This window comes from Colwellia sp. NW0002-52-1 (assembly GCF_057550865.1).
In genome coordinates, this window is the sequence record NZ_BAAJLU010000002.1 from 274,616 (window position 1) to 300,003 (window position 25,388).

The window sequence follows — 25,388 nt, forward strand, 5'->3', positions numbered from 1 at the left end:
CTTTTCATCGGTTAATTATAATTGCTTACAAAATTCACTGTGTAAAAAACTGATCAATTTCACCACCGAAGGATTAGCGATACTGTAAAATATAGTCTGTGATTCACGTCGTGTTTTCACTAACTTGTCTTGGCGTAGCCTTGCTAAATGCTGCGATAAACTTGATTGGCTTAAATCTACAAAGTTATTTAGCTCAGTTACCGACATTTCTTTTTCACCCAAATGGCATAAAATTAACAGCCTATTTTGATTACTCATTGCTTTTAATACATCAGCTGCCTGCCCTGCATTAGCTCGCATTTCAGCTAAATCAATTGCTGCTAACTCTGTCATACACCACTCACTGTTATTGTTTGTAAAAGCTAACTTTAGCTATAAAAAACACTTAAATTTAATTCTTGTTGGATATTACATTAGATACTGCTAATATAAAAGTACATTACATTTATCTAATATAACTTGCCCTGTATATTTTGTTCAACAATCGAGGTTAGGAAAAGTTTTGAATTACAAACGAATATTGAATTTTGCCATCACAAAACCCTTGGTAATTTATTGCATAGTATTACTGATAACTTTGTTAAGTCTAGCGATGTTGCCAAAAATTATTATTGATACCGACCCCGAAAATATGTTGAGCCAAGAAGCGCCTGCCCGTATTTTTCATAATCAAATAAAAACTGATTTTTTAATGCGCGATATGATCGTCGTGGGTTTAGTCAGCAATACTACAATTTTTAGCCCGAACACATTACAAATAGTCGAACAATTAACTGACGATATTTTAAAAATAGAGGGCGTTATCTCCTCCGATTTATTGTCATTAACCGTTGTTGATAATATTCGTCAATTAACCAACGCGCAGGGAATTAGTCAAGGTATTCAATTCGAATACCTTATGAAGCAAGCACCCACCACAATAAAAGCAAGCGAAAAAATTCAGCAAGCCGTTAAACGCTTACCCATGTTAAGTAACACCTTAGTTTCTGGCGATGACAAAGCTATTGCTATATATGTACCGATTATTTCTAAAGACCAAAGCTATGTTATTGCAGAGCAAATTCGAGCTTTAGCGACTAACATTTCAGCTGTGACACAAAGCGACTTAGCGTTTCATATAACAGGGTTACCCGTTGCTGAAGATCAATTTGGCTACGAAATGTTTGTACAAATGGGCGTAGCGGCGCCACTTGCCGGTTTAGCTATTTTCTTTTTACTTTGGTTTTTCTTTCGTAATATTGCATTAATTATTGCCCCTATGATCGTTGCCATGGCAACAGTATTAATTATTATGGGCAGTTTAATTGGCTTTGGTTTTACCGTGCATATTATGTCGTCAATGATCGCGATATTTTTAATGCCGATTGCGGTGGTCGATTCAGTCCATATTTTATCAGAGTTTGCTGACCGCTTTAAAGCCGGCGATGATGCTTCAAAAACCATAAAAAAAGTCATGGACCATTTATACAAGCCAATGTTATTTACTTCAATTACCTCAGCTGTTGGCTTTTATTCACTCATGCTAACACCTATTCCACCAGTGAAAGTATTTGGCGCTTTCATCGGCAGCGGAATTTTATTGGCCTTTGTATTAACCATTACTTTTATACCCGCGTACATCGCTCGTATGAAACCCGAAACATTAGTTAAATTACAACGCGCCGTTCAGCTGATGGAGAAAAAAGGTCGATTAGCAAGCAGTTTAGAAAAGCTAGGCGCTTTTTCAGTTAAACGAACCAAACTTATTTTAATCACTTTTATTGCCTTTTTTGTGCTCAGCTTAGTGGGTGTTAACCGTATTATTATCAACGACAACCCAGTAAATTGGTTCAAAGCAGATCATGAAATACGTATTGCCGATAAAGTACTTAATGAACACTTTGCCGGCACCTATGACGCATGGCTCGTCTTTAGTAATAACAACTTGCAACAACAAGTTGCCCTAGACAATTTTAATAGCATACTTGATACGGCGAATAACGGCGCAACCAAAACAGCCATTTTACAAGCTCATCAACAATGGCTAAAGCGTGAAAAAAATCTAAAAAACAGCTTCTTCACAGCAGATTTATTAATGCTACTTGATGACTTTAGTTTTACAGCTAACGTTGAGGAACAAGCTTGGCTCGAACAACTTTATAACATTAGCGAACAGGCGAATAATTCACAAAAAATATTTACTGACCCGGCGATGTTAAATTGGTTAGCTGATTTGCAAAGCGCTATAGTTAATAATGGTGATGTAGGCAAGGTAAACAGCTTGACCGATATTATTAGCACAGTAAATCGCGAACTTAACTCTGGCGAAGATAAAGATTTCATGATCCCAAGTAGCAGTAATGGAGTCGCGCAAACCTTGTTGCAGTTTCAATCTTCGCATCGCCCACAAGATTTATGGCACTTTGTCAGCCCTGATTTTCAACGCACACTGCTTTGGCTGCAAATGACCAGCGGAGACAATCAGCACATGGCTAAGGTAGTTAACTGGGTAGATACCTATATTAGCGAGAATCCGCCGCCACTGAATGTTCAGCATCAATGGGCAGGAAAATCATACCTTAATGTTGTTTGGCAAGATGCTATGGTTAGCGGCATGATAGACAGCCTACTTTCATCTTTTGTGATTGTATTTATCATGATGATGTTGCTCTTTAGATCAGTAAAGTACGGTATTTTAGCCATGTTACCGCTGACCTTTACTATCACCATGATTTACGGATTAGTCGGCTGGTTTGGTAAAGCTTATGACATGCCCATTGCAGTTTTATCCGCATTAACTTTAGGTTTATCAATTGATTTTGCTATACATTTTATTCAACGCGTGCGCGAGCTTGAAGCTGAAAAGCAAAGTCTACGTGTCGCCTTAAGCGCGATGTTTCAAGAGCCAAGTCGTGCTATTGCTCGCAATGCCATTGTAATCGCGGTTGGCTTTACGCCTTTGTTATTATCACCGCTTATGCCTTATATCACCGTAGGTTTTTTCTTAGCGAGTATTATGATTTTATCTGCCTTAGTGACCTTAGTATTGCTGCCAGCTTTACTAACGTTAACCACTAAGCGCCAAGCCGGTTAAGCATGAGCGAATTTATAAGGACAATATTATGAGCATTAAATTAAGTAATAAAATGATAAAAGCAATAAAGCATAGCCATTCTCTTTGGCTAACTTTGAGTTTATTTCTGGCCTGCCAAAGCCACTTACATGCTGAAGAAAGTAAAATTTCAGCAATAAAAACTACGCCAATAAATATAACGAATAAAACCGAAAATTTAACCGTTAAAAATATAATAGACCGCGCGAATCTCGCTTCTTATTATGCTGGCGAAGATGGCAGTGCTGAAGCGCGTATGATTATTGTTGATGAAAACGGTAATCGCCAAATGCGACAATTCACCATTTTACGCAAAGATGTGCAAGACCTTGGTGATCAAACGATGTTGGTGTTTTTTTCAAAACCAAGTAACGTTAAAGACACGGTATTTAGAGTAGAAAAACAGCTACAAAGCGATGACAATCGTTGGTTGTTTTTACCCGCACTTGACCTAGTAAAACGTATTTCGGCTGGCGATAAACGTACGTCTTTTGTTGGCTCGCACTTTTACTATGAAGATGTTTCAGGTCGTAATCCTAATGAAGATAATTTTTCATTAGACAGTGAAGATAGCAGCACCTATACCATTAAAGCTATCCCAAAAGATCCACAAAGTGTTGAGTTTAATCACTATGTTGTCACAATTGATAAGCAGAATTCCCTCCCAATAGAAACAACTTATTATGATCACAACGATCGTGCTATTCGCAAAATGACAGTACTACAAGTGCAAGAAATTGACGGCATTGCTACTGTAGTAAAGTCGCGTATTACTAACCTGAACAATAACAGCTACACCGAAATGCAATTTCGTAATGTAAAATATAACCTTGGCTTACCTGACAATATTTTCAGTGAACGCAGTATGCGCACACCGCCAAAAGCGTGGTTAGACTAGTCACTTACGCAATATTTTAGAAGGTGAACGATTATTAGTAATTTAGCGAGAATTAAAGCGCTACTGCTTAATGTGTTGTTGATACTTGTTAGTGTAAACGCAAGTGCAAATAGCGAAAGTGCTAGCAATGCCAATAACGATAACTGGGCAGACGAATGGGCAGATGAGCCGCAAGCTTCACCATGGCAAGTAACAGGTTTTATAGAAGCAGCTCACGGGCAGTTTTTACAAGCTAATGTTAGCCAAAAGAGCACATCGCTTAGCGAAGTAAGAGCTAGAGTAAATATTGACTACAGCCATGAGTTATTCGATGCCACAGGCAAGCTCGACAGTTATTATGACCACGTGCTCGCAAAAACTATTTTTCAAACCCGAGAGCTTAGCCTGAGTGCCAGCCCGTTTAGTTTTGTCGACATAAAAGCAGGTCGGCAAGTATTAACCTGGGGCACGGGAGATTACTTATTCCTCAACGATTTATTTGCCAAAGATTGGCAGTCATTTTTTTCTGGCCGCGCTGATGAATACTTAAAGGCACCAACGAACAGTGTCAGAACTAACTGGTTTTATAAGGCGGTGAGTTTTTCCTTAGTATGGACACCTGAATTTACCTCAGACAACTATATTAACGGCGAGCGCTTCTCATTTTATTCGCCACAAGTGCAGCAAATAATTGCCCCTGCTAATGGATTTTCAGTCGAAAAAAATCATAAATCACAATGGTCAGCTCGCTTAAAAACTCAGCTAAATAATGTTGAAGTTGCGTTATATGGCTATCAAGGTTATTGGCCAACACCACAAGGTACGAAGCTTTCAAGCCAAGTTAGTTCGCAATACCAAAGTTATTTTCCAAAGCTTAATGTCTGGGGAGTTAGCGCATCAGCACCTTTTAAAGGCGGTATTTTCAATGCAGAGTACGCTAGCTATAACAGCACTGAAGATAATCAAGGTACGAATGATATGATCGCCAATGGCCAACATAGACTTTTAATTGGCTATGAACGAGAGCTAGCAAAAAATTTAACGGCCAGTATGCAGTATTATCTTGAGCGAACTAAGCACTATCAAGCATTGAAAGCCAACAGCCAAACACCTGATCAACGTGTGGCTGAAAATCGTCATTTGTTAACTTTACGTCTAAACTATCGCGCCCTAAGACAAACACTCACCTATTCAATGTTTGCCTTTTATTCTCCTAGCGATAAAGACGGTTACCTTAAACCTTCAGTTAATTATCAATACAATGATCAATGGTTATTTAGTACTGGCGCGAATGTGTTTTTTGGTAGAAATGATTTTTCTTTTTTCGGGCAACTCGAAAACAACACCAATGCATGGTTAAGCGCGCGTTATCAGTATTAATTTTTAAAGCTAAAACTCATCAAGCTAAATAAATAACAAGGCCGTGGAGCTAAGCCCATGTAACTAAGCCGAGGTTAATAAAATACTGGTTTCGCTATTGAGTACGCCTTCGATCATCCGAACTTGCGCTAATACATGGTCAAACTCAATCAAGTTACTGGTGTGAAGCTCAGCCACTAAATCCCATGAGCCATTAGTGGTATGTAACTTAGTCAATTGAGGTAAGCCCTTTAGTGCCTTAATAACTTGTGTGGTTGAACGGCCAACAACCTCTATCAGCATAATAGCTTTTACAGACCCCGCCTCTATCGCCTCATGTGCTCTAACCGTAAAGCCTAAAATAGCCCCCGACGATACTAAACGCTCAATGCGATTTTGTACTGTGCCGCGTGATACTTTTAATTGTTTAGACAAAGTTGACACCGATGCTCTGCCATCTTCACGTAATAATGAAATTAATTGTTGGTCTAATTGATCGTGCAGATAGGGTCTTAGGCTGAATTTGACATAATGACATTTAAACCTTACAAAATGATAAAAAATAACGCAAAAATATAGTAACAATGGCATTTTAACTAACAAAAATTAAAATTACACTACCGACTTACTTTCGTTTTAATTGAGAAAACTCCGTTGAGCATTATAAATCCACAAGCGCCTAGCAGTGTTGTCATGATCAGGCTGCATCACTTCCTCCCAAACCCAGAAACCATGGCAGATAATAGCTTTCAGGCAACTGAGTTAACTCAATCGCCTGAGCGCATTGCCGAGTTGGCCTATAAAGAAATCAGCCAAGCGCAATTAATACTCGAAAGCCAAGGTATAAAAGTACATATGTTTGAAGATGAAAGTACGCAAACGCCTGACTCAGTGTTTCCAAATAACTGGTTTTCAACGCACAGTGGTGGCCATATTGCTATTTATCCTATGTATGCACAAAACCGTCGTTTAGAGCGAAGAAGCGACATTATAGACATGCTAAAGCAAAGCTATCGAGTACAAGACATTGTCGATTACTCAGGATTAGAGCAAGACCATATTTATCTCGAAGGAACTGGTGCCATGGTACTTGATCATCTTGATCGTGTTGCTTATGCCGTGCAGTCAAAACGCGCTAACTCATTAGCACTTGAACGTTTTTGCACGCACTTTAATTATGAACCTATGTTGTTTGATGCCAGTAATAGCGCAGGCGAAAGTGTTTATCACACCAACGTTTTAATGTGTATTGCCACAGAGTTTGTTTTAATGGCGCCGAGTATGATCACAAACACACCGCGACGAGAAGAAATTATTCAACGCTTTCAAGCATCAGGTCGTGACGTTATTGAACTGAGCGAAGCGCAAATTTCTCATTTTTGCGGTAACGCTATTGAATTAAAATCTTCTAATGGCCGAATTTTGGCTTTATCAACAACGGCCTATAATGCTTTAACCACTGAGCAAAGCAAGTTAATAGAGAAAAGTGCAAAGCTTGTACCGATTGACGTTAGTACCATAGAACTCGCCGGTGGTTCTATTCGTTGCATGATAGCGGGTATTCATTTATCGCCGCGTTAAAAGTATTATTTAGGCGCAGCAATAGCAGCAATACAAAACACGCGAAAACGCGTCTTTTGCCATTAAGTTTTGTTATTAATATTTGTAATTAAGATAATGGTGCAAAACTTAGCGAGTTAATCGGGAGCTAATTTGACAGTAAAAAATACCCCCAACTCGCTAATAACAACAGCCAAGGTAAAACACTCAGAAGTTTATTACCCATAGTTACGTCTTGTTGTTGGCTATCTAATGGTGTGGACTCTGTTACTTGAGCATTAGCTTTTGCTGCCACAGTTTTTTTACGCTGTTTATCACGTTCACGAGATTTTGCTTTTTGTTGTTTCTTATACTCGCTTATACCTTTTTCAATACCTTGAGCAATTAATTTGGTTTGCTCTTTGGTTTGTGACTTTTTTTGCGTTCCTTTAGCAATACGCATTGCTTCACTTTGTACTTCGTTAGAAACTTTACCTGTAACTTGTGCTGTCAAAACCGAACCTCAACATAAATTTTAATGAATATATGATGCCATTAATCGGACAAGACTTTAACCCCAATGCTTATTAGTTTATTCTTGCAACAGCCAAAATTGATCACCCACCTAATTGACTAGAATAGAGAAAACCATGAGCGATTTACTAAGCACAGCAAAAAACCAAATTACCCAAATGTTATCCATGCAAGATGCCATGAATTCACGTGTTAGCGAGACTTGGCGAGATAACAATTACGAATGGTATCGTGCCATTTGGGTTGAGTGTGCCGAAATGTTAGATCATCACGGTTGGAAATGGTGGAAACACCAAGAAATTGACGTTGCTCAGGTACAATTAGAGTTAGTCGATATTTTCCATTTTGGCTTAAGTTTACGATTAATGTCTGGTGATTCAATAGAAAGCATTACCGAAACTTTAGCGACCGAATTAACCCAAAGCAGCGGCCAACAAGACTTTAAAATCGCCTTAGAAAGCCTTGCTTCTGCAGCCGTCACTGACAAAGCATTTAATGCTATTGCACTTGCTGATTGTATGCGCTTAATGGCAATGGATTTAGATGAGCTTTTTCGTCAATATGTTGGAAAAAACACGTTAAACTTTTTCCGTCAAGACCATGGCTATAAAGAAGGCAGCTACATCAAAATATGGCACGGTGAAGAAGACAACGAAGTACTAGCTAACTTGGTTACTACACTCGACACGAGTGCTGACGACTTTCAGCAACAGCTTTATAGCGCATTAGCCGCGAAATACCCAAAGTAGCTTCTTATCAGTTAGAAAACTAACCATTTAAAATCAGTGAGTTAATAAAAGCAATATCGATAATCACTATTATTAACTCACTAACGTGTTAGTGGCATCATCTCTGGCTCATTTTTTGCTTTATCAAGTTAACTAAGATAAACGTCAAGAAATTGAACTGCCGGAGATGTATATGGAACTTATTCTATTTGCCATGATCAGCCTAATTGTTATTGTTGGTATGCTTGCGAGCCGCTTGAACGATAATAGCTTTCCCTTTCCTTTCGATCGTAAAACTGCACTATTTACCCCCGCAGAAAAAAACTTTCAAAACCTTGTTGAGCAAGCAATGGGCTCAAGATACCGTATTATCAATCGTGTAAAGCTAGCTGATATTGTTAGCGTTCGTAATGGCGTATCAAAACGCGCAGGGCAAACAGCCTCAAATAATGCTCATAGCAAGTATTTAGACTTTGTAATTTGCGAACGCGACAGCATGAAGATGCTTGGCGTAATAGATTTAGTCGATACACAAGGCAAAGGTTATAAAGTTAAAAAAGATTGGTTTGTTAGTGGTGCACTTGAAGCTGCAGCCATTCCGCATATTCGCATTAAAGTAAAAGCCAATTACACCATAGATGAAATTCGTGCTTGTATTAACAGTCGAATATTAGGTAATAAAGCACCTTCACCGCAAGTAAAAGGCCGAATTATTCCTGCGCCTTTAGTAAAAGCTCGCCCAAGACCTACTGGCGCATTATCGCCTACAGCTGCGCATGCTATGTTAACAAAAGATACCCCTGCATTAGCTGGGCAACTTTCAGCAAATCAAGCCGCTGCACTGCCTCATTAAAAAAGTAGTTCATCGCATGTAAAGCAGACAGATAAGTCTGCTTTTTTTGTTGATATGCAAAAGTCGCGCTATAATCCGCCCATCAACTCTGGCGCATTGTAGTCGTCAAAATTTTTTACAGGATTAACATTAATGAAAGCAGGTATTATTGGCGCAATGGAGCCTGAAGTTGCCATTTTAAAAGCAAAATTAGACAATTGCGAAACATCAACACATGCAGGTTATACCTTTTATCAGGGACAATTAAATGGCTCTGAAGTCGTGATTGTACAATCGGGTATTGGTAAAGTTGCGGCTGCATTAGCAACAGCAATACTTATTGATAAATTTCAGCCTGACTATGTTGTAAATACGGGTTCTGCAGGTGGTTTTGAACAGTCACTTAAAGTCGGCGATATTGTTATTAGCTCAGAAGTGCGTTATCACGATGTCGACGTAACCGCTTTTGGTTATGAAATTGGTCAACTACCCGCTAACCCGCCCGCATATATTCCTCATCCAGAATTGGTTGCAGCAGCAAAAATAGGCATAAGCTCGCTTGAAAACGTACAAACCTTAATCGGGTTAATTACCACTGGCGACACATTTATGACGAAAGATGACGATATAGCGAAAGCTAGAGCCAACTTCCCTACCATGGCCGCTGTTGAAATGGAAGGCGCCGCTATTGCGCATACTTGTCATCAATTCAATACGCCATTTGTGGTGATTCGCTCAATGTCTGATATTGCAGGAAAAGAGTCTCCAACATCTTTTGAAGCATATTTAGAAACTGCCTCAGTTAACTCGTCAAAGTTAGTTATCAGCATGCTTGATGCGCTAAAAGAAAAGTCGTTAAACTAATGCAAACCCTGAGTAATATGTTAACTAGCCCGTATTTGTATTCTGCGGTGATCACCTTATTATTAGTGATCGCTTTAAAAGCATTGGTTAGTCAGTTTATTACTCAACAACCCTTAGCTTTTTTCAATTTTTATTGTCAACGCCTGGCTGATAAAGTAAGTAAACCGAGTAACAGTGCGCGCCAACAAAATATTTCAGGCTTAATCGCCATACTCATTACTTTACTACCGATAGTCGCTATTTTGTGGTTATTTGAAGTATTCATTGAAATACAATGGCTTTGGCAAGCGTTTTTACTTTATTTCGCCTTAGGAAACTTTGGCTTAACAACAACAAATAAAGCCATTGCTCGCGAACTAGTTGCCAACAATACCTACCAAGCTAAACAGAAAGTAGCCCCACTTTTATTGCGCGATACTGAACAAATGTCACCATTAGGGATAAGTAAAGCTTGTATTGAAATGCAAGTATTAAAGAGTTCGCAACTGTTAGTGTGTGTTGGTTTTTATTTTATTTTCTTTGGACCATTAGCAGCATTAGCGTTTCGACTATTATTAGAAATGCATTACGCATGGAACATAAAAATTTATCGTTTTGTACACTTTGGTGCTGCGATTAACCATATTGTAAATTTACTGCAATGGTTACCATCGCGAATATTTGCTTTGGTTATTTTACTCGGTACTGTAGGGCAAAATACTTTGCTCTATTGGCGTTTAATACGTGGTAAATTTTTCCAAACAAATAACAGTATTTTATTGCATATATTGTCTTTAGGTTTAGCAATAAAGCTCAGTGGTGTTGCCATGTATGGCGGTAGCAAGGTGCGCAAAGCTAGCTTTAATGACCACGCGAGACAACCGCAAGCCACTGATATTATTCATGCCAGTAAACGGGTAAATTATGCCCTCTATCTGTTACTTTTATTGGTATTACTTCTAGCTGTTACCTCTTATGCTATCTCTGGTGTTATTCAATAACATTAAAACGAAATAGTTAGCTCGTTCGCCTGTAATTAAAGATCTTTGTTATTACAGTAATTAAGGTAAACTGTCGGCATTAATCTAAACTTTGTTTTACTTATACAAGGCGTTTTTATGAAACTTACTCAATTAACTTTGGTTATTTTATTAAGCTTGTTTACTTTTCTCGCTTTTGCAGAGGAAACAGCCCCTATTTCACAACAAGCCCTATTAACTTTAATGGCTACGCCTGCCAATAAAACCCTTGTTTTAGATGTACGCAGCGCTGATGAATTTGCTGAAGGTCATATTGCTGGTGCGATTAATATTAGCCATGATGAAATTAACGCAAACCTTAGCAAAATAATGGCTTATAAAGATCAAACCGTTGTGGTGCATTGTCGCTCAGGTCGCCGGGCTACCAGCGCAGAAAATGATTTACGCGCTGCTGGTTTTAGCGATCTTCGCCACCTTGATGGCGACATGAATGCTTGGCAAGCAGCTGACTTACCCATAGTAAAATAAGCGTCTGTTCACATGTTAGAATTACTTTATTGGCTCGATCTCTTTGGTGTGATTGTTTTTGCTTTTTCAGGGGCATTAATGGCAGGTCGTTATCAACTTGATCCTTTTGGCGTGGCTGTTTTGTCTGCGGTTACCGCTATTGGCGGCGGCACTATTCGCGATGTAATTCTTCAAACCCCCGTCTTTTGGGTCAAAAATCCAATATATCTATATGTTATTTTAGCTACAGCGGCGCTCACTATCATTTTTATACGATGCCCGAAGCGTATTCCTAAGCGATTCTTGTTGGTTTCCGATGCTTTTGGGCTTGCTTTATTTGCAGTATTGGGCACAGAAAAAGCCTTAAGCTTAGACGCGGCTGTACCCGTTGCCATTTTATTAGGCATGGTAACAGGCGTTGCCGGTGGTATGATCCGTGACGTACTTTGTAACGTTATCCCAATGATATTACGACAAGAAATTTACGCCACCGCGGCTATTTTAGGCGGCGCATTATTTACCCTTTTTACTTATATCGAGCTACCACAACACTTTGCCATCGTAGGCGCAATACTAGGGGCTTTAGCTTTACGCTTAGCTGCCATTTATTGGCGTGTAACACTGCCAGCCTTTGAAATTATTGAACCCGACGAGGGCAGCAAAAAATAATCAATAAAGCAGATAATAATTACCGTGTTACTTAAAATTTAGACTTTAGGTAACCACATAGTTGCCGCCGCACCAAAAATACCTACAGCCATTAATAACGTTGCCAAAATAAGTATTATGCAAACGCCATACTTTACTTTTAAATCGGTTTTCTGCTGCGCCCAAAAATATAGCTCCAGTAAAGCTAGTGGTAAAAGGTACTGTGCAAATGCTAAAGCAATAATAAAAGGACCTTCAAAGGTTTCTGGGTCGAAGCCAACTGGCGCCTGATGAATTAAAAGCCAAGCCATTAAGCCCACACGAAAAAACCAGCCACTATTCACCACCATAAATAAACGCAAAGCCCATTGACGATGCTGTACAATGTTACGCGCAATTGCATTGCGTAAAGTGAGAAAGGCAAAGGTAATGATAAGTAACACCATGATATTCATTGCAACAAACATAGCGTGGCCACCTGGCATTTTTTCATAACCCCAAACAAGGTATAACCCTAAAATGCTGCCGATAAAAATAGTAACGAGATAAATACGCCCATTTATTCGGTGAAATTTAGGAAATTTTTCTCGAATTTTGGGGATGAGTTGCAAGGGGCCAAAACCCATAGTAACTACCGCAATTATTACATGAAGAATCAATGCAATTAATCCTGACTGATGACCATTCGGTGATTCCAAAACATCAGTATTACCTGCAAGTAATTCACCGCCATAATGAGCAATGACGTAATAGACCATAATCCATTGCCCGATAACAGCAACGGCAAACCAACATTTAGCGATATTGGCTAAAATAACATTTGAACGTGTTGATACACTCTCAACACCAGCGATTTCATTTTTATTCATACCTAACTCTTTAATTTTTAATTTTATTACTTTAAATGTTTTAGCAAAGAGCATTCCAAATTTTATTACCTTAAATTTCAAAATGTTGAGAATTTTAACTGTAAATGAGAAGTGTTTTTTACGACTTTAAGGTTTTTTTGACCGATATTTAGTGATGAGGTGATTTTTTACCAACGGGCGGTAATTTAAAAAGCAGAAGCTATAAACGCCAAGGCTATAAAAGTGCACGCTAACCTATTGTTAAGTCATACAGATATAAACTTAACGATTCAGCGCGAAGGTAGGTGATAACTAATAAACATGAAATTTACCGATAGCTTTTATTTTCTAAGCCGCTATCGGTGTTAAATAATAATAATAAGGTGCAATTATTTACGCAATTTAGGTACCGAAAAATTAGCATATATAGATGTAGCCGCTCCACTAACTAGCAGAAGCATAGCAAGTCCAAACATGGCATTACTTTGAGCTTCAAATGCCATAAAATATGCACCTAAGGCGATAAAGAATAAGCCAACATAAATAAATATTTTCGGGTGCGATGTAATGAGGCCTGGTGTTTGAGCATTTTTTAACTTTTTAGATTTATTATGCGCAGAAGCTTTTCGTTTATGCTTATTTGTCGGCATCACCAACTCCTTAAATTAACAACTAACTGTCAAAATAGCTTAATAAAAATATAGATTAATTAAGCTCCTATGAAGGCCATCTTAAGTAATTTATATAGCAGCAAGCAACATATTTATTATGACAGCTTGTAGATAATGAATGCATAAACTCTAAACAATATAATCATAGATTAAGCGACCATGTTAAAACTACAATTAAAGCAAGTGTGTTCAAAAAGAGTCTATATATGATACAAAACGTTTACATCATGAGATTTTTTAAACAATATATTAGCCTAACGTCTTATTGTTAAGGCCCTTGGCTTTTGTTACAGTTCGCCGGTTAATTAAAATGTGCAAAATCTAGCGATAACTCACGCGCTTCATTATATAAATACACAAGAGAACGAGCTTTATGATTATCTTTTTTATCTGTCTCACCATCTTAATACTAGGTTACAAATTTTATAGCCCTTTTGTCGAAAAACAAGCAGGCTTAGACTCCACTGTTGATACACCACAAAAGCGTTTTAGCGAAGGTGTTGACTATGTACCTGTTCACCCTGTTCGTGCTTTTTTAATTCAATTTCTCAATATTGCCGGAGTTGGTCCAATATTTGGACCAATACTAGGGGCATTATATGGCCCAATCGCTTTAGTTTGGATCGTGCTCGGTAACGTTTTAGGTGGCGCGGTTCATGATTTTTTCTCTGGGGTTATGAGCATAAAGGAAGATGGCAAAAGCCTACCTGAAATAGCAGGAAAATATTACAACGTTATTTTCAAAGGCTTTATGTTGATATTTACTGCCATGTTGCTATTTTTTGTTGGCGTAGTATTTATCATGAGTCCTGCGGGCTTACTCAGTAATTTAGATTTTTTTGAAGGCACCATTTTAGCCAATAATACTTTCTGGGTATTGGCTATTCTAGGCTATTACTTTTTAGCAACCTTATTACCCATTGATAAAATAATCACTAAATTTTACCCGGTTTTCGGCTTATTAATGATTGTTATGACGATTTCAATCGCCATTGCACTTTTAATAAATGCGCCACATTTACCCATGACGGGCGATTTCTTAGCTTATTTTGAAGCCGATCATGCGCACGACTTTTTAACACCAAACCCTGATGGTTTACCCACTTGGCCGCTACTGTTTATTACTATTACTTGTGGTGCTATAAGTGGTTTTCATTCTACTCAAGCCCCTATTATTGCTCGTTGTTTAACCAACGAAAAATATGTACGCCCTGTTTATTATGGCGCTATGGTCAGTGAAGGTGTTGTAGGCTGTGTTTGGGCACTTGCCGGCATTGCGGCATTTCCTGAAGGTTATGCCGGATTAAAAGCACTGCTCGATGCTGGTGGTCCTGGGTTAGTGGTTAACCATGTTGCTAATAGTTATCTTGGTGTGTTCGGTGGAATTATGGCAATTATTGCCGTAGCGGTTTTCCCTATTACCTCTGGTGATACAGCCTTTCGTTCACTGCGCTTAACTATAGTTGACGCTTTTAATATACCGCAAAGCATGCGTAATCGATTATTGCTCGCCATACCGATATTAACCATTGCGTATTTTATGACAAAGCTCGACTTTACGGTTATTTGGCGTTACTTTGCTTTCTCAAATATGTTGCTATCTACCAGTGTGCTTTGGCTTGCAACGAAATACTTATTTGACCGCGGTACTTTCCATTGGATCACTAGTATACCTGCAGTTATCGCAACAGCCGTAACCGTTTCTTATATTATGACCGCAGCTATAGGCTTTAATTTATCAAGCGATTACGGTAAGCCCATTGGTATTGCTACAGCAATATTAGGCTGCATTGCACTTGTTATTATTCATACTGCTAAATATAAAAATACAAAGTAGCAAACAATATTTAAACTAGATATTACGTGTACTTAAAACAAAAAAACCAGTAATCTAACAACGAATTACTGGTTTTTTTTATCTTGAAGCTGCGATTATTATTTGGGTCCGGCTAAAAACCAGATAATTAAACCAATAACAGGGAATAGCAATACCACTAACGCCCAAACAATTTTTTCTGCTGTTGATGCGCTTGATTTTAAAATACTAAGAATCGCCCAAATTGCGATAATTAAATGTATAAGTCCTAAAATACCTGTAAACATAAATTTAATCCTTAAGTGTTATTTATTTTTTTAAATCACGAATATGTTTAATAAACTCATGCGTTATCTTAAAGCATAATGCATAAACTTACTTTACACTAAATAGAAGACATTTATAAAAACAAAAATTAAGCGTATAGAAATAAGGAATAAAATTGTCGAACAGTTCAGCTCATGTCAGCTCTAAAGGTCAAATAAGTTTACTCTTCGCGGCCCGTCCTCAGGCAGTATGTAAACACCTTTTCGAACTACTCGGTTTAATGGGGCTGCTGGTGTTGGTTCCAATGAGCGTATCACTCGCCAGTGGACAATATCCTGTAACACTGGCTTATTTAGCTATCGCGATAATATGCGCTATATGTTACGCCCTTAGTCGGAAAATTAAGCGCGTTAAGCAACTCCAACGTAATGAAACACTCGCCGTTGCTGCATTAGTTTTTATTACTTCATCATTACTCTTTACGCTGCCTATGTTGCAATACAACATGTCATTTATTGACGCATGGTTTGAAACAGTTTCAGGGGTAACAACCACTGGTCTCTCAACCCTATCTTCTGTTGAAGACAAACCCATTGCATTTTTGTTTGCACGAGGTTGGATGCAATGGGTGGGTGGTTTAGGCGTAATCGTACTCGCACTCGCTATTCACACCCAACCAGGTATAGAAACAAAAATGTTTGGTGCAGATGCTGCCGATGTAGACTCGCATATTGGTGGTACGCGTGGCCATGCTAAACGTATTTTAGTGGTTTACGCTGTATTAACTTTTATAGGTATTGGTGCATTACTTTTCGCTGGTAGCTCACTCATTGACGCTATAGTACATGCAATGGCTGCTGTTTCTACCGGTGGCTTTGCCAACCGAGACGACAGCTTTGCCTCATATGGCATTAGCGAGCAGTGGATAGTTTCTATTATTTCAATTCTCGGCGCGATTTCATTACACCTTTATTATCGTCCCACTATATCTTCACTTCGCGCTAGCTTCAGAGATCCTCAATTACGATGCCTACTTTTACTGGTAGCCTTTGTACCATTAGCCGTTTTCGCTTTGGTTAACTTATCTGGAGGTGAAGCTAGCATTGGACAAGCTTATTTTAATACCATATCTGCGATAACAACCGCCGGTTTTTCTTCATCTGATATTTTACCCTTTGGTAGCGCTGCCATGTTGTTAATTTGTGCTTGTATGTTTGTTGGCGGCGGCATAGGTAGTACCGCTGGTGGCATAAAAATTTATCGATTATTAGTATTGTTTAAAGCCATGCAAATGTTTTTACGACGCGCCAGCAGTGGTGTACATTCGCAGCTACATTTGCGCTTAGACGGTAAAAGGGTAGACTACTTAACAATAGAAAACATATTAGCAGTTATTTGCGGTTATTTAGTCTTTCTCGTTGGCAGTTGGTTAATCTTTCTGGGTTATGGCATGCCGCCAATAGAGTCTCTTTATGAAGTAACATCTGCGCTCGGAACTGCTGGGGTGTCTAGCGGCTTAACATCTGCAGAACTACCTACCCCTTTAAAGCTGGTATTAATTTTTAACATGTTACTAGGAAGAGTAGAAACTGTAGCTATTATTGTTTTATTGCTCCCGGCAACTTGGATAGGTAAGAGAAGGAGTTAAACACAATGCGAATGGTAATTATCGGAGGCGGCTCTTTGGCCTCTCACTGTGCAGCAGAACTCACTAAGCGCGATCATGAAGTGGTTATTATAGAAAAAGATCAAGATAAAATTGATGTGTTAAGTGAATATATCGACTGTGGTTTTATTTTAGGTGACGGGGCTAAGCCTAAGTTTTTAGAAGAAGCCTGTGCGAAAAATACCGATGCCTTAATATGCCTTTCTGACAGTGATACCGACAATTTACTCGCAGCACAGGTTGCAAAAACTATGGGTTTTAAAAGAGTAATTGTTAGAGTAGAAGACGACGAGCTTGAGCCGGTTTGTCATAACCTTGAAATGGACGGTGTTATTTTCACCAATAAACAACTGACAAGAGAAATAGTCAACATGAGCGAGATGCGCGATGGTATGCTCAGGTCGGCCTATTTAGATGGAGATCTTCAGTTTGTCGAACTTACTCTTGATGAAAACTGCCCTAAGTCACTTGCTGATGCTGAACTTCCGAAACAATGCCAATTAGTTACGGTAAACAGTGGCGACAAATGTAGTATTCCCGCAGATGTAAAGTCGCTCAACGCGGGTGATAAACTTTTATTCGTCAGTAGTCATAAAAACTTAGAAAAATTAAGAGATAGCTTAGGGTTAACCTCAGACTCTTGATATTTTAGTGAGTAAAAAACGCTATTGATAAGGTAAATTACTAACCAAATATAACTAGATTACAACAACAAATGACATTATTTGGCTACTGCTTTATATAATCACAATGTTTGACAAATACGTCATAAATGACTTTATCAACTTCAGTACCGTAACAACGGGTATGCAAAAATTCGTTGTTTTCTTCATAAACGCTCGAGTTATAAATAATATATTTTATTTCAGATTTACCTTGCACCTTTGCAGGGTAATTTTTCAGCATTTCAAAGCGCTTTAATCGTGTCATCATATCCGATAAGCACACACTATCAATCTGAAATTCTGATACATGATGTCCAACATATTCGCTTTTTTTATAGCCTAAAACGTCAAGCTCACATTCATTGGCATAAACAATAATCCCTTTAGTCGATACCACATGAATGCCGATTGATGAGTTATTGATAAAGTCTTCTGGGTTTTCAGTAAACATAACAACCTAAGGGTTTTAAAATTACCCACTTATTTTACAAGAAATTTTTCTCAATACCAGAACGGCAATATTTCTTAAAGTCAGCTACCTAGCAAAGTGGAATAAAAACATTACAATGCAATAAGATAACAAGAGATTAGGAAAAGTTAGTTGAAACTCAGTAAAAGGTTAAAGCAGATAGAACAAATGGTAACTGGCGATTATACCCACATTTGGGATTGTTGTTGTGATCATGGCTTTTTAGGGGCAAGTTTATTGTCACAGCAAGCAGCGCCGAATGTACATTTTGTAGATATAGTGCCAGCGCTAATCGCTAGTGTAGAAAGTAAATTACAACAGTTCTACCAAAATACTACTTCGCACTGGCAAACACACTGTATAGATGTTTCAACACTACCTTTGCGAAAGTATCAAGGCTCTCACTTAGTTATTATTGCCGGTGTTGGTGGCGATTTAATGATTAATTTCATTAATGATATTTGCCAACAGTTTCCTGATCTTAAAATCGACTTTTTACTATGCCCTGTTAATCAACAATATGCTCTACGTAAAAAATTAATTGCACTGCAATGCAGTTTAAAAAACGAAGCGCTAGTAGCAGATAATGGTCGCTATTATGAAGTGATATTAGCCTCAACAATAAGCAAAACATGTCATGAGACTAACAGTAAAGTAAATAAACCTATAAGCCCTATAGGAGATGATATTTGGCAAGCAAAAAGCACTCAACAAGCACATGTAGTTAAACAATATTTAGCCAAAACACTTAATCACTACAAACGTATTCAACAAGGTGGTAAAGAAAATGTTGATGACATTATATGTGCTTATAGCCAATTAATGTAAACGTTTAAAACCGTAAGTAAAATTACTACTTTTAATGGTAACTAATTTATATTTTCTTAAGTTACTTTATCTTACGTGCTTTAACTTAAGCAATTTCACCACGGATAACTTATACCAATTGATATAAACAATCGATCATTATAAAGCGGTTTAAATATCCAATATCTACGTTGCTTTCAATCCCAATAGCCTGCTATTGCTCGACAATATGCTCCTACATTGCTCTAATGACTTACATCCATGTAAGAATCAATCAAGCGCCTTGCTACTGAAAATTTATCCTCGTTTAAAATTGATCGATTCATTAAATCAATTGGTATTAGACATGAAGAGCTGAGATTGCTAAACATTGAAACTCATTACTGCCAATACAGTGAGTTAGTTTATTGTTTGCATAGTTGTTAATAACAAGTATTTATCAGCGTTAGCAACCATTAGTGGTTTGTGAATAAAATGCTGAATTATCTGCGTCGGCTTCAATATAATACAACAAGCAACCACTTGAAATATCATAGCCATTTGGAAAAATTTGTACGCCAGCATTAGGCACTTTATAAATTCCCCAGTTAGTAGTAAATGAATCGGTAGGGTTTGAAATTACAGTAAAAGACGCATCAATAGCATTAACAACATTTTGAGAGTCAGCTTTTAATGTGCCATAAAAGGTATCAATGTTGAGCGTGCCAAGGGCAATAACTCCCTCGCCAATAAGCTCCCCCTGTACAATAGACTTTGAATACACCAGCTGATTTGCTGATTTTATAGAGCCTTCTAATGCATTAAGGTTTGCAATAACGGCATCACTTTTAATATTAATAAATTTAGGCGCAGCCGTCGCGGCTAAAATACCTAGAATAACGATCACCACAACGAGTTCGATTAGCGTAAAACCACGGTTAGTTTTTAGGTTCAAAGTCATTAACTTCTCACTGATAGAAGGTTGATAAGCAGCAACGATTTAGTTAAAAGTCGTTTGCCAATTGCAAGTTATTATATTGAACTGCTTGATAGATATCTATTCGTTAAATTAAAATGAATAAAATAATGCGAACTTCGCCAGTCAATTTACTTTACCTTTACCATATAAAAAACCACAAAGTGATCTCATCAACAGGTAAAGAGCTATTATTAAAAACAAAATCACTTAAGAAGCGAGCAACCAAAGAATACCTCCCGTTACTAAAGAAGCACTTAATTAAATTTAAATAAGCTTATTCTTCTTCAACACAATTACTGTTGATTAGACCAATTTGTTGATGAATTTCTTTAGTGTTTTTTTCTTGCTCTGCCATTGCCAAATCAATTTTGGCAGCAGTACATTTATCAGCTAACTCTTTATTCATCAGGTGAGTTTGATCTTTTTGCTGCTGTTTTAACCCTTCTGCACCACTATATTGGTCACGAGTTTCAGGGGGCCTGTCTTGTTGGTATGGGGGCGGTTGGTTAGCTCCACAAGCACTTAATATAACGAGCAGGGGGAAATATAAATATTTGTTAAGCATGATTTAACACTCCTTGTGTCGATAACACTTTATTACTGAAGGCTAAATTTATGAAAACTTAGCCAGATATTTTTGGAGTATTATTAATATCACAAATATTACGTAATGATAGATATTTTTCTGACGGTTTTTATCAATTCTATAAAACCGTAAAAAAGCCCCCCATATTAATATATCTGCTCAATTTACAAACCTAAAGGCAGGCCTTTAAAGCTAATGGAATTGCATTGAGGTAAGTAAAGTACCACGTTTAAGCTTATTAAGCTTCAACCCCCCAACCGTCGTTATAGCCTTTAAATTTAGCGGCTAACAATTCAAACTCAGCCTCTTGTGCCACTATAGCCTCGTAACTTGGGATCATCTTTACTGTGCAGTTTACGTCCCAAACATTAGGCATTTCATCTGGTTCAATTGTTACTTGCATGTCAGGGGCTTGCGCGGCTAAATGCTCAACCATTGCTTTTGCTTGCATCTCTTGTTCAAATAACTGGAAAAACACAACGTTATGCATTTCGGTTAAATTAATACCAGCAGCTTGCATTTCAGCTAATACTTGGCCTGTTTCGTCATCTGGAAAATTCATATTACATACAATTTATAAAAAACAATGCGTTATTATATACCCAAATTATATTAAACACGACAACCACGCCGCCAAGATTTATTGTTCACACAAGAAGCATGAACAACACACTGTTAAATTACTTAACTAAACTACAAACATTTTGCTGACAAGCTAATTGATGGGGCGAACTTACACTTGGGCAATTATCCATTGCAATGGTGTGCGTGGCTATTTTACTCAATTGTGATGCACCAATAATATTACTGGCTAAGGTACAGTGAGTATTTTTAAATTTAACTGTCACCACCTGACATTGTGCTGCAGTTACGCAAGTTAAGTTGTTGATAAGCGCGCTTTCAAACGCTTGCATTATTTCAGCATCGGTTTGCGTTGGCGCTATATCAGCCTGAACATTGCTGGTATAAGTTTTAAGGTTATTTCGTTGATGCACTTTTTTCTGATTAAGCTGTATCTGTTGCGCTAATTGCTCTTTCAGCTCAGTGGTAGATTTTTCATTCTCAGACAACATGTAGCCTAAGCTAAGTAAAATAACCATGAAACAAGTTAACGCAAACAGTGTAATAGCGACCCATTTTGCCATTATGTCACCACTCCTTTTAGATTTAATTTTTGACTTGTATTTTACCACCTGGGTAGTCGAGCAACATAGTTTTAATCGCGCGATTAATTTTATCATGAATTTCTTGGCTATTATCTTGCGCTTTAAAGTTTAACGGATATACACTTCGCCAAACAGATCGTTGGCGTTTCGGGTCAATAATATCAATAACTAAACTACCTGGGTTAAATTTTTTTTCTAATTCACTACGCGAATTTTTGTCGGCATTTAAACAATAACCACAATATTTTATTTGCTGATTATAGCGTTTAAATTCACCGACTTTATTATTCAGTAGATGATAAGCAATCACTATATCGGCACTTTCAACATGCTGGTAACGCAACCCTCTTTCATCAAGGCCTTGCTCAATTGTTAATTCAATATTGTTACGAATCGCGCCATTAATATTTTGTAAATCACCGAAGGTAGAGTTACGACCATACGTGCTGTAGCTTTTGACTCCAGAAAAATCAAAACCATCACCAAAAGACGTAGTAGCAACTTGAGTAACAGAACAAGATGAAAGGATAATAAGAAATGCTAAGCTGCTAAGTAATCGATGATTTATCATGGTAACTCTACTAAAAAATAATAATGTTAGATTACCTAGCTATTACTAAATTACAACTCTTTAGCACCAATGCTATCTTCTAAAATAAGCACTGAATACTACATAAATGCTTATTGCCATTATATTTTTAACAAAAAAAACCAGTAAATTTACTGGTTTTTTTATCAAGCTCTGCATTTAGTAATTTTACTTAACGCTAACCTGAGCAAACTTACGTTTACCTACTTGGTAGATTGCTGATGTACCGGCATTTATTACTAGCTTGTTATCAACAATTTTTTCACCTTCAATTTTCGCTGCACCTTGCTTTATCATACGCATAGCTTCTGAGGTACTGGCGACTAAACCGGCTTCTTTTAGTAAATTAGCGATGGCAATTTCACCATTTTCAGTAGTCACTTCAACTTCTGCTATATCGTCAGGTACTGCGCCTTTTTGAAAACGATTAATAAATTCTTGATGTGCCGCTTCAGCTGCTTCTTGGTCATGAAAACGTTCAATTAACTCTTTCGCTAAATCAATTTTCACGTCTCGAGGGTTTGCACCACCGGCTATACCTTCTTTATAACCATTAATAACGTCAATCGGTTTAAAGCTTAATAACTCATAGTAACGCCACATTAAATCATCAGAAATAGACATAATTTTACCAAACATATCGTTTGGTGCGTCGGTTATTCCAATATAGTTATTTAAAGATTTAGACATTTTCTGTACGCCATCTAAACCTTCTAACAACGGCATCATTAGCACGGTTTGTGGACGTTGGCCTTCAGATTTTTGTAGCTCACGGCCCATTAATAAATTAAACTTTTGATCAGTACCACCTAATTCAACATCAGCTTCTAATGCAACAGAATCCCAACCTTGTACTAACGGATACATAAATTCATGAATAGCAATAGCTTGGCCACCGTTGTAGCGCTTTTTAAAATCATCGCGTTCCATCATACGTGCAACGGTTTGACGTGAAGCAAGTTTTAACATGCCCGCAGCACCCAGTTTTTCCATCCAAGTAGAATTAAAAGCCACGGTGGTTTTTGCAGGATCTAATATTTTAAATACTTGTTCTTTGTAGGTTTCAGCGTTTGCTAATACATCTTCTTTTGTTAGCGGCTTACGTGTAACATTTTTCCCTGTTGGATCACCGATCATGCCGGTAAAGTCACCAATTAGAAAAATAATTTCGTGGCCTTGTTGCTGAAACTGACGCATTTTATTAATTAAAACTGTATGGCCAAAATGTAAATCAGGTGCTGTAGGATCAAAGCCCGCTTTAATTTTAAGCGGCTTACCTTTCTTAAGCTTTTCTAACAATTCATCTTCTAACAGAATTTCTTCCGCACCGCGTTTTAATTCCGCAAACGCTTGGCTTACATCTGACATTTACTAGGCTCCAACAAAGATATTTTTTTAAATAAGAATAATTTATTGTCGAATTCTACTGTAATTTTAACTGTGGTGAAAACCCTATCATTGTTTACGATGATATTATTTTGTTATAGTAGACGATAGTTTTCGTATTATAATGTCATTTATGGGTCTTAGCTTTTTGAAAAATATAAAAAATTTATATTTTGCCTTACCAAAACAGCACCAAATAATAATTATGTCATGTGCTGCAATAGTACTGATTTTATTCATGGTACCGTTAGAAAATAGTAAGCAAGTATCATCAAACAATAGCGGTGAATTTAAAATAGGTGAACGCCATCAAGTTGCGATGCCTGAACAAAGTAACCATGCTGAAGTTACTAACAACATTCAATTGCCAGTACCGCCAATTGAAGAATTAAAAATAAACCAAGGTCCTGCCCCCGATTTACCCAGTAATATTGAAGAAGATGCTGCTCAATTAACTTGGCAAGCCGTTACGGTAAGAAGTGGCGATTCACTAGCAAAAATATTCAAACGAAATGGGTTAAATGCTACCACAACCTATAACGTTATTACTGCTAAAGGTGAAGAAAGCGAATTACTAAAAAAACTCAACGTTGGCGATATTATTCGTATGGGTAAAGACAATGAAGGTACGTTGGTTTCCCTTGAGTATCCGTTGTCTAAAAATGAAACCTTGTTTGTTAATTTGCAAAATCAGCAATATCACGCTTACAAAGAAAGCAAAACGGTTGAAATTCGAGAGGCTATTGCCCAAGGTATTATTAAATCTAACTTTTGGAACGCTGCTTCATCTGCGGGTTTAAATGACGGCCAAATTATCAGCTTAGCTAATGTGTTTGGTTGGGACATAGATTTTGCCATGGATATACGCGAAGGTGATAGTTTTAATGTTATCTACGAAAATCAATATGTTGAAGGTGACTTCATTGGTACTGGAAAAATAGTCGCGGCGGAGTTTATTAACCAAGGAGAAACATTTACTGCTATTCGCTTTACCGACGATGAGTATTATTCATCAGAAGGTAACAGCATGCGTAAAGCTTTTTTACGTGCACCGGTAAACTTTCGTTATATTAGTTCAAACTTTAAACCTAAGCGTTTTCATCCAATTCAAAAGCGCTGGAAAGCACATAACGGTACCGACTATTCAGCGAAAAGAGGTACGCCTGTTGTTGCAGCGGGCAATGGTAAAGTTACCCATTCAACTTACAATAAATACAATGGTAATTACGTTTTTATTCAGCATGGTAATGGCATTGTGACTAAGTATTTACACTTTTCTAAACGCGCAGTAAAAGCAGGCGAGCGAGTAAAACAAGGACAAGTCATTGGCTATGTTGGCTCAACGGGTATGTCTGAAGCACCGCATTTACATTACGAGTTTTTACTTAATGGCGTGCACCGTAATCCAAGAACAGTAAAACTGCCTGATGCTAAACCTATTAGCAGTAAATATAAGAAAAAATTTGATGCTATAGCAGCTCAGCGCCTTGCCGAGCTTGCTAGTTCGAGAGATATGTTGCTAGATTTACCCGCTAATTCAAGTAACGCTGATTAAT

28 protein-coding genes are annotated in these 25,388 nt (G+C 37.7%); 15 read left to right on the forward strand and 13 right to left on the reverse strand.

Annotated features, from left to right (window positions below):
- Positions 1 to 15 precede the first annotated feature (15 nt).
- Positions 16 to 333: an ArsR/SmtB family transcription factor gene (locus AC27H3_RS03920; protein WP_487103871.1), complete on the reverse strand. Its 318-nt coding sequence runs from the start codon at positions 331 to 333 to the stop codon at positions 16 to 18.
- A gap of 259 nt (positions 334 to 592) precedes the next feature.
- Here AC27H3_RS03920 and AC27H3_RS03925 point away from each other — a divergent pair, with 259 nt between their 5' ends.
- From AC27H3_RS03925 to AC27H3_RS03935, 3 genes are all read left to right on the forward strand, one after another.
- Positions 593 to 3,073, forward strand: a complete 2,481-nt coding sequence (locus AC27H3_RS03925; protein WP_487103873.1) for an efflux RND transporter permease subunit — start codon at positions 593 to 595, stop codon at positions 3,071 to 3,073.
- A gap of 28 nt (positions 3,074 to 3,101) precedes the next feature.
- Positions 3,102 to 3,989 carry an outer membrane lipoprotein-sorting protein gene (locus AC27H3_RS03930; protein ID WP_487103875.1) on the forward strand — a complete coding sequence of 296 codons (888 nt, stop codon included), beginning with the start codon at positions 3,102 to 3,104 and terminating at the stop codon, positions 3,987 to 3,989.
- A gap of 72 nt (positions 3,990 to 4,061) precedes the next feature.
- Positions 4,062 to 5,348 (forward strand): hypothetical protein, encoded by a 1,287-nt coding sequence (locus tag AC27H3_RS03935; protein WP_487103877.1) that lies wholly within the window; start codon positions 4,062 to 4,064, stop codon positions 5,346 to 5,348.
- A gap of 63 nt (positions 5,349 to 5,411) precedes the next feature.
- Here AC27H3_RS03935 and AC27H3_RS03940 read toward each other — a convergent pair whose 3' ends face one another.
- Positions 5,412 to 5,831 (reverse strand): Lrp/AsnC family transcriptional regulator, encoded by a 420-nt coding sequence (locus AC27H3_RS03940; protein WP_487103984.1) that lies wholly within the window; start codon positions 5,829 to 5,831, stop codon positions 5,412 to 5,414.
- Between the two features lie 189 nt (positions 5,832 to 6,020).
- On the opposite strand from AC27H3_RS03940, the gene ctlX reads away from it, so the two are divergent.
- Positions 6,021 to 6,908: a citrulline utilization hydrolase CtlX gene (gene ctlX, locus AC27H3_RS03945; protein ID WP_487103986.1), complete on the forward strand. Its 888-nt coding sequence runs from the start codon at positions 6,021 to 6,023 to the stop codon at positions 6,906 to 6,908.
- A 127-nt stretch (positions 6,909 to 7,035) separates the two neighbouring features.
- Here the strand turns inward: ctlX and AC27H3_RS03950 are convergent, their stop codons facing one another.
- Positions 7,036 to 7,329: a DUF2956 family protein gene (locus AC27H3_RS03950; RefSeq protein ID WP_487103988.1), complete on the reverse strand. Its 294-nt coding sequence runs from the start codon at positions 7,327 to 7,329 to the stop codon at positions 7,036 to 7,038.
- 187 nt (positions 7,330 to 7,516) lie between these two features.
- Between AC27H3_RS03950 and AC27H3_RS03955 the strand changes: the two genes are divergently transcribed.
- The 6 genes from AC27H3_RS03955 (at position 7,517) to AC27H3_RS03980 (ending at position 11,959) form a co-directional block, all read left to right on the forward strand.
- Entirely contained in the window at positions 7,517 to 8,149 is a 633-nt protein-coding gene (locus tag AC27H3_RS03955) for a dUTP diphosphatase (RefSeq protein WP_487103879.1), read from the forward strand.
- A 172-nt stretch (positions 8,150 to 8,321) separates the two neighbouring features.
- The gene (locus AC27H3_RS03960; RefSeq protein ID WP_085301005.1) at positions 8,322 to 8,981 is read left to right on the forward strand and encodes a DUF2726 domain-containing protein; all 660 of its coding nucleotides are present in this window, start codon (positions 8,322 to 8,324) and stop codon (positions 8,979 to 8,981) included.
- Between the two features lie 132 nt (positions 8,982 to 9,113).
- Positions 9,114 to 9,824, forward strand: a complete 711-nt coding sequence (gene mtnN / locus AC27H3_RS03965) for a 5'-methylthioadenosine/S-adenosylhomocysteine nucleosidase (RefSeq protein ID WP_487103881.1) — start codon at positions 9,114 to 9,116, stop codon at positions 9,822 to 9,824.
- A complete protein-coding gene (locus AC27H3_RS03970) occupies positions 9,824 to 10,804 on the forward strand; it encodes a cobalamin biosynthesis protein CobD/CbiB (protein WP_487103883.1) in 981 nt (326 codons plus the stop codon). The genes mtnN and AC27H3_RS03970 overlap by 1 nt, the downstream gene beginning before the upstream one ends.
- Positions 10,805 to 10,921: 117 nt before the next feature.
- Positions 10,922 to 11,311, forward strand: coding sequence for a rhodanese-like domain-containing protein (locus AC27H3_RS03975; RefSeq protein WP_487103885.1), 390 nt, complete (start codon positions 10,922 to 10,924; stop codon positions 11,309 to 11,311).
- Between the two features lie 12 nt (positions 11,312 to 11,323).
- On the forward strand, positions 11,324 to 11,959 hold the full coding sequence (locus AC27H3_RS03980; RefSeq protein ID WP_487103887.1) for a trimeric intracellular cation channel family protein: 636 nt from the start codon (positions 11,324 to 11,326) through the stop codon (positions 11,957 to 11,959).
- A 38-nt stretch (positions 11,960 to 11,997) separates the two neighbouring features.
- Here the strand turns inward: AC27H3_RS03980 and AC27H3_RS03985 are convergent, their stop codons facing one another.
- Positions 11,998 to 12,807, reverse strand: a complete 810-nt coding sequence (locus tag AC27H3_RS03985) for a DUF2306 domain-containing protein (protein ID WP_487103889.1) — start codon at positions 12,805 to 12,807, stop codon at positions 11,998 to 12,000.
- Between the two features lie 368 nt (positions 12,808 to 13,175).
- Positions 13,176 to 13,436 carry a hypothetical protein gene (locus AC27H3_RS03990; protein WP_487103891.1) on the reverse strand — a complete coding sequence of 87 codons (261 nt, stop codon included), beginning with the start codon at positions 13,434 to 13,436 and terminating at the stop codon, positions 13,176 to 13,178.
- A 394-nt stretch (positions 13,437 to 13,830) separates the two neighbouring features.
- On the opposite strand from AC27H3_RS03990, the gene AC27H3_RS03995 reads away from it, so the two are divergent.
- Positions 13,831 to 15,294: a carbon starvation CstA family protein gene (locus AC27H3_RS03995; RefSeq protein ID WP_487103893.1), complete on the forward strand. Its 1,464-nt coding sequence runs from the start codon at positions 13,831 to 13,833 to the stop codon at positions 15,292 to 15,294.
- 98 nt (positions 15,295 to 15,392) lie between these two features.
- Here the strand turns inward: AC27H3_RS03995 and AC27H3_RS04000 are convergent, their stop codons facing one another.
- Positions 15,393 to 15,560: a PLD nuclease N-terminal domain-containing protein gene (locus tag AC27H3_RS04000; protein ID WP_085300997.1), complete on the reverse strand. Its 168-nt coding sequence runs from the start codon at positions 15,558 to 15,560 to the stop codon at positions 15,393 to 15,395.
- 155 nt (positions 15,561 to 15,715) lie between these two features.
- On the opposite strand from AC27H3_RS04000, the gene AC27H3_RS04005 reads away from it, so the two are divergent.
- Positions 15,716 to 17,188, forward strand: coding sequence for a TrkH family potassium uptake protein (locus AC27H3_RS04005; RefSeq protein ID WP_487103895.1), 1,473 nt, complete (start codon positions 15,716 to 15,718; stop codon positions 17,186 to 17,188).
- Positions 17,189 to 17,193: 5 nt separating this feature from the next.
- The gene (locus tag AC27H3_RS04010; RefSeq protein WP_487103897.1) at positions 17,194 to 17,850 is read left to right on the forward strand and encodes a potassium channel family protein; all 657 of its coding nucleotides are present in this window, start codon (positions 17,194 to 17,196) and stop codon (positions 17,848 to 17,850) included.
- A gap of 85 nt (positions 17,851 to 17,935) precedes the next feature.
- On the opposite strand, the gene AC27H3_RS04015 is transcribed toward AC27H3_RS04010, so the two are convergent.
- A complete protein-coding gene (locus AC27H3_RS04015) occupies positions 17,936 to 18,322 on the reverse strand; it encodes a PAS domain S-box protein (RefSeq protein WP_487103899.1) in 387 nt (128 codons plus the stop codon).
- Between the two features lie 150 nt (positions 18,323 to 18,472).
- On the opposite strand from AC27H3_RS04015, the gene AC27H3_RS04020 reads away from it, so the two are divergent.
- Complete coding sequence (locus AC27H3_RS04020) at positions 18,473 to 19,168, forward strand: tRNA (adenine(22)-N(1))-methyltransferase (RefSeq protein WP_487103901.1); 696 nt, start codon at positions 18,473 to 18,475, stop codon at positions 19,166 to 19,168.
- Positions 19,169 to 19,592: 424 nt separating this feature from the next.
- Here AC27H3_RS04020 and AC27H3_RS04025 read toward each other — a convergent pair whose 3' ends face one another.
- The 6 genes from AC27H3_RS04025 to tyrS form a co-directional block, all read right to left on the reverse strand.
- Positions 19,593 to 20,087, reverse strand: coding sequence for a pilus assembly FimT family protein (locus AC27H3_RS04025; protein WP_487103903.1), 495 nt, complete (start codon positions 20,085 to 20,087; stop codon positions 19,593 to 19,595).
- Between the two features lie 292 nt (positions 20,088 to 20,379).
- Entirely contained in the window at positions 20,380 to 20,670 is a 291-nt protein-coding gene (locus AC27H3_RS04030; RefSeq protein WP_487103905.1) for a hypothetical protein, read from the reverse strand.
- Positions 20,671 to 20,929: 259 nt separating this feature from the next.
- Positions 20,930 to 21,253 (reverse strand): ribonuclease E inhibitor RraB, encoded by a 324-nt coding sequence (locus AC27H3_RS04035; RefSeq protein WP_487103907.1) that lies wholly within the window; start codon positions 21,251 to 21,253, stop codon positions 20,930 to 20,932.
- 118 nt (positions 21,254 to 21,371) lie between these two features.
- On the reverse strand, positions 21,372 to 21,836 hold the full coding sequence (locus AC27H3_RS04040) for a hypothetical protein (RefSeq protein ID WP_487103909.1): 465 nt from the start codon (positions 21,834 to 21,836) through the stop codon (positions 21,372 to 21,374).
- 22 nt (positions 21,837 to 21,858) lie between these two features.
- Positions 21,859 to 22,428 carry a DUF4136 domain-containing protein gene (locus tag AC27H3_RS04045; protein WP_487103910.1) on the reverse strand — a complete coding sequence of 190 codons (570 nt, stop codon included), beginning with the start codon at positions 22,426 to 22,428 and terminating at the stop codon, positions 21,859 to 21,861.
- A gap of 186 nt (positions 22,429 to 22,614) precedes the next feature.
- On the reverse strand, positions 22,615 to 23,814 hold the full coding sequence (gene tyrS, locus AC27H3_RS04050) for a tyrosine--tRNA ligase (RefSeq protein ID WP_487103911.1): 1,200 nt from the start codon (positions 23,812 to 23,814) through the stop codon (positions 22,615 to 22,617).
- 166 nt (positions 23,815 to 23,980) lie between these two features.
- Between tyrS and AC27H3_RS04055 the strand changes: the two genes are divergently transcribed.
- Complete coding sequence (locus AC27H3_RS04055) at positions 23,981 to 25,387, forward strand: OapA family protein (protein WP_487103912.1); 1,407 nt, start codon at positions 23,981 to 23,983, stop codon at positions 25,385 to 25,387.
- Position 25,388: the final 1 nt, after the last annotated feature.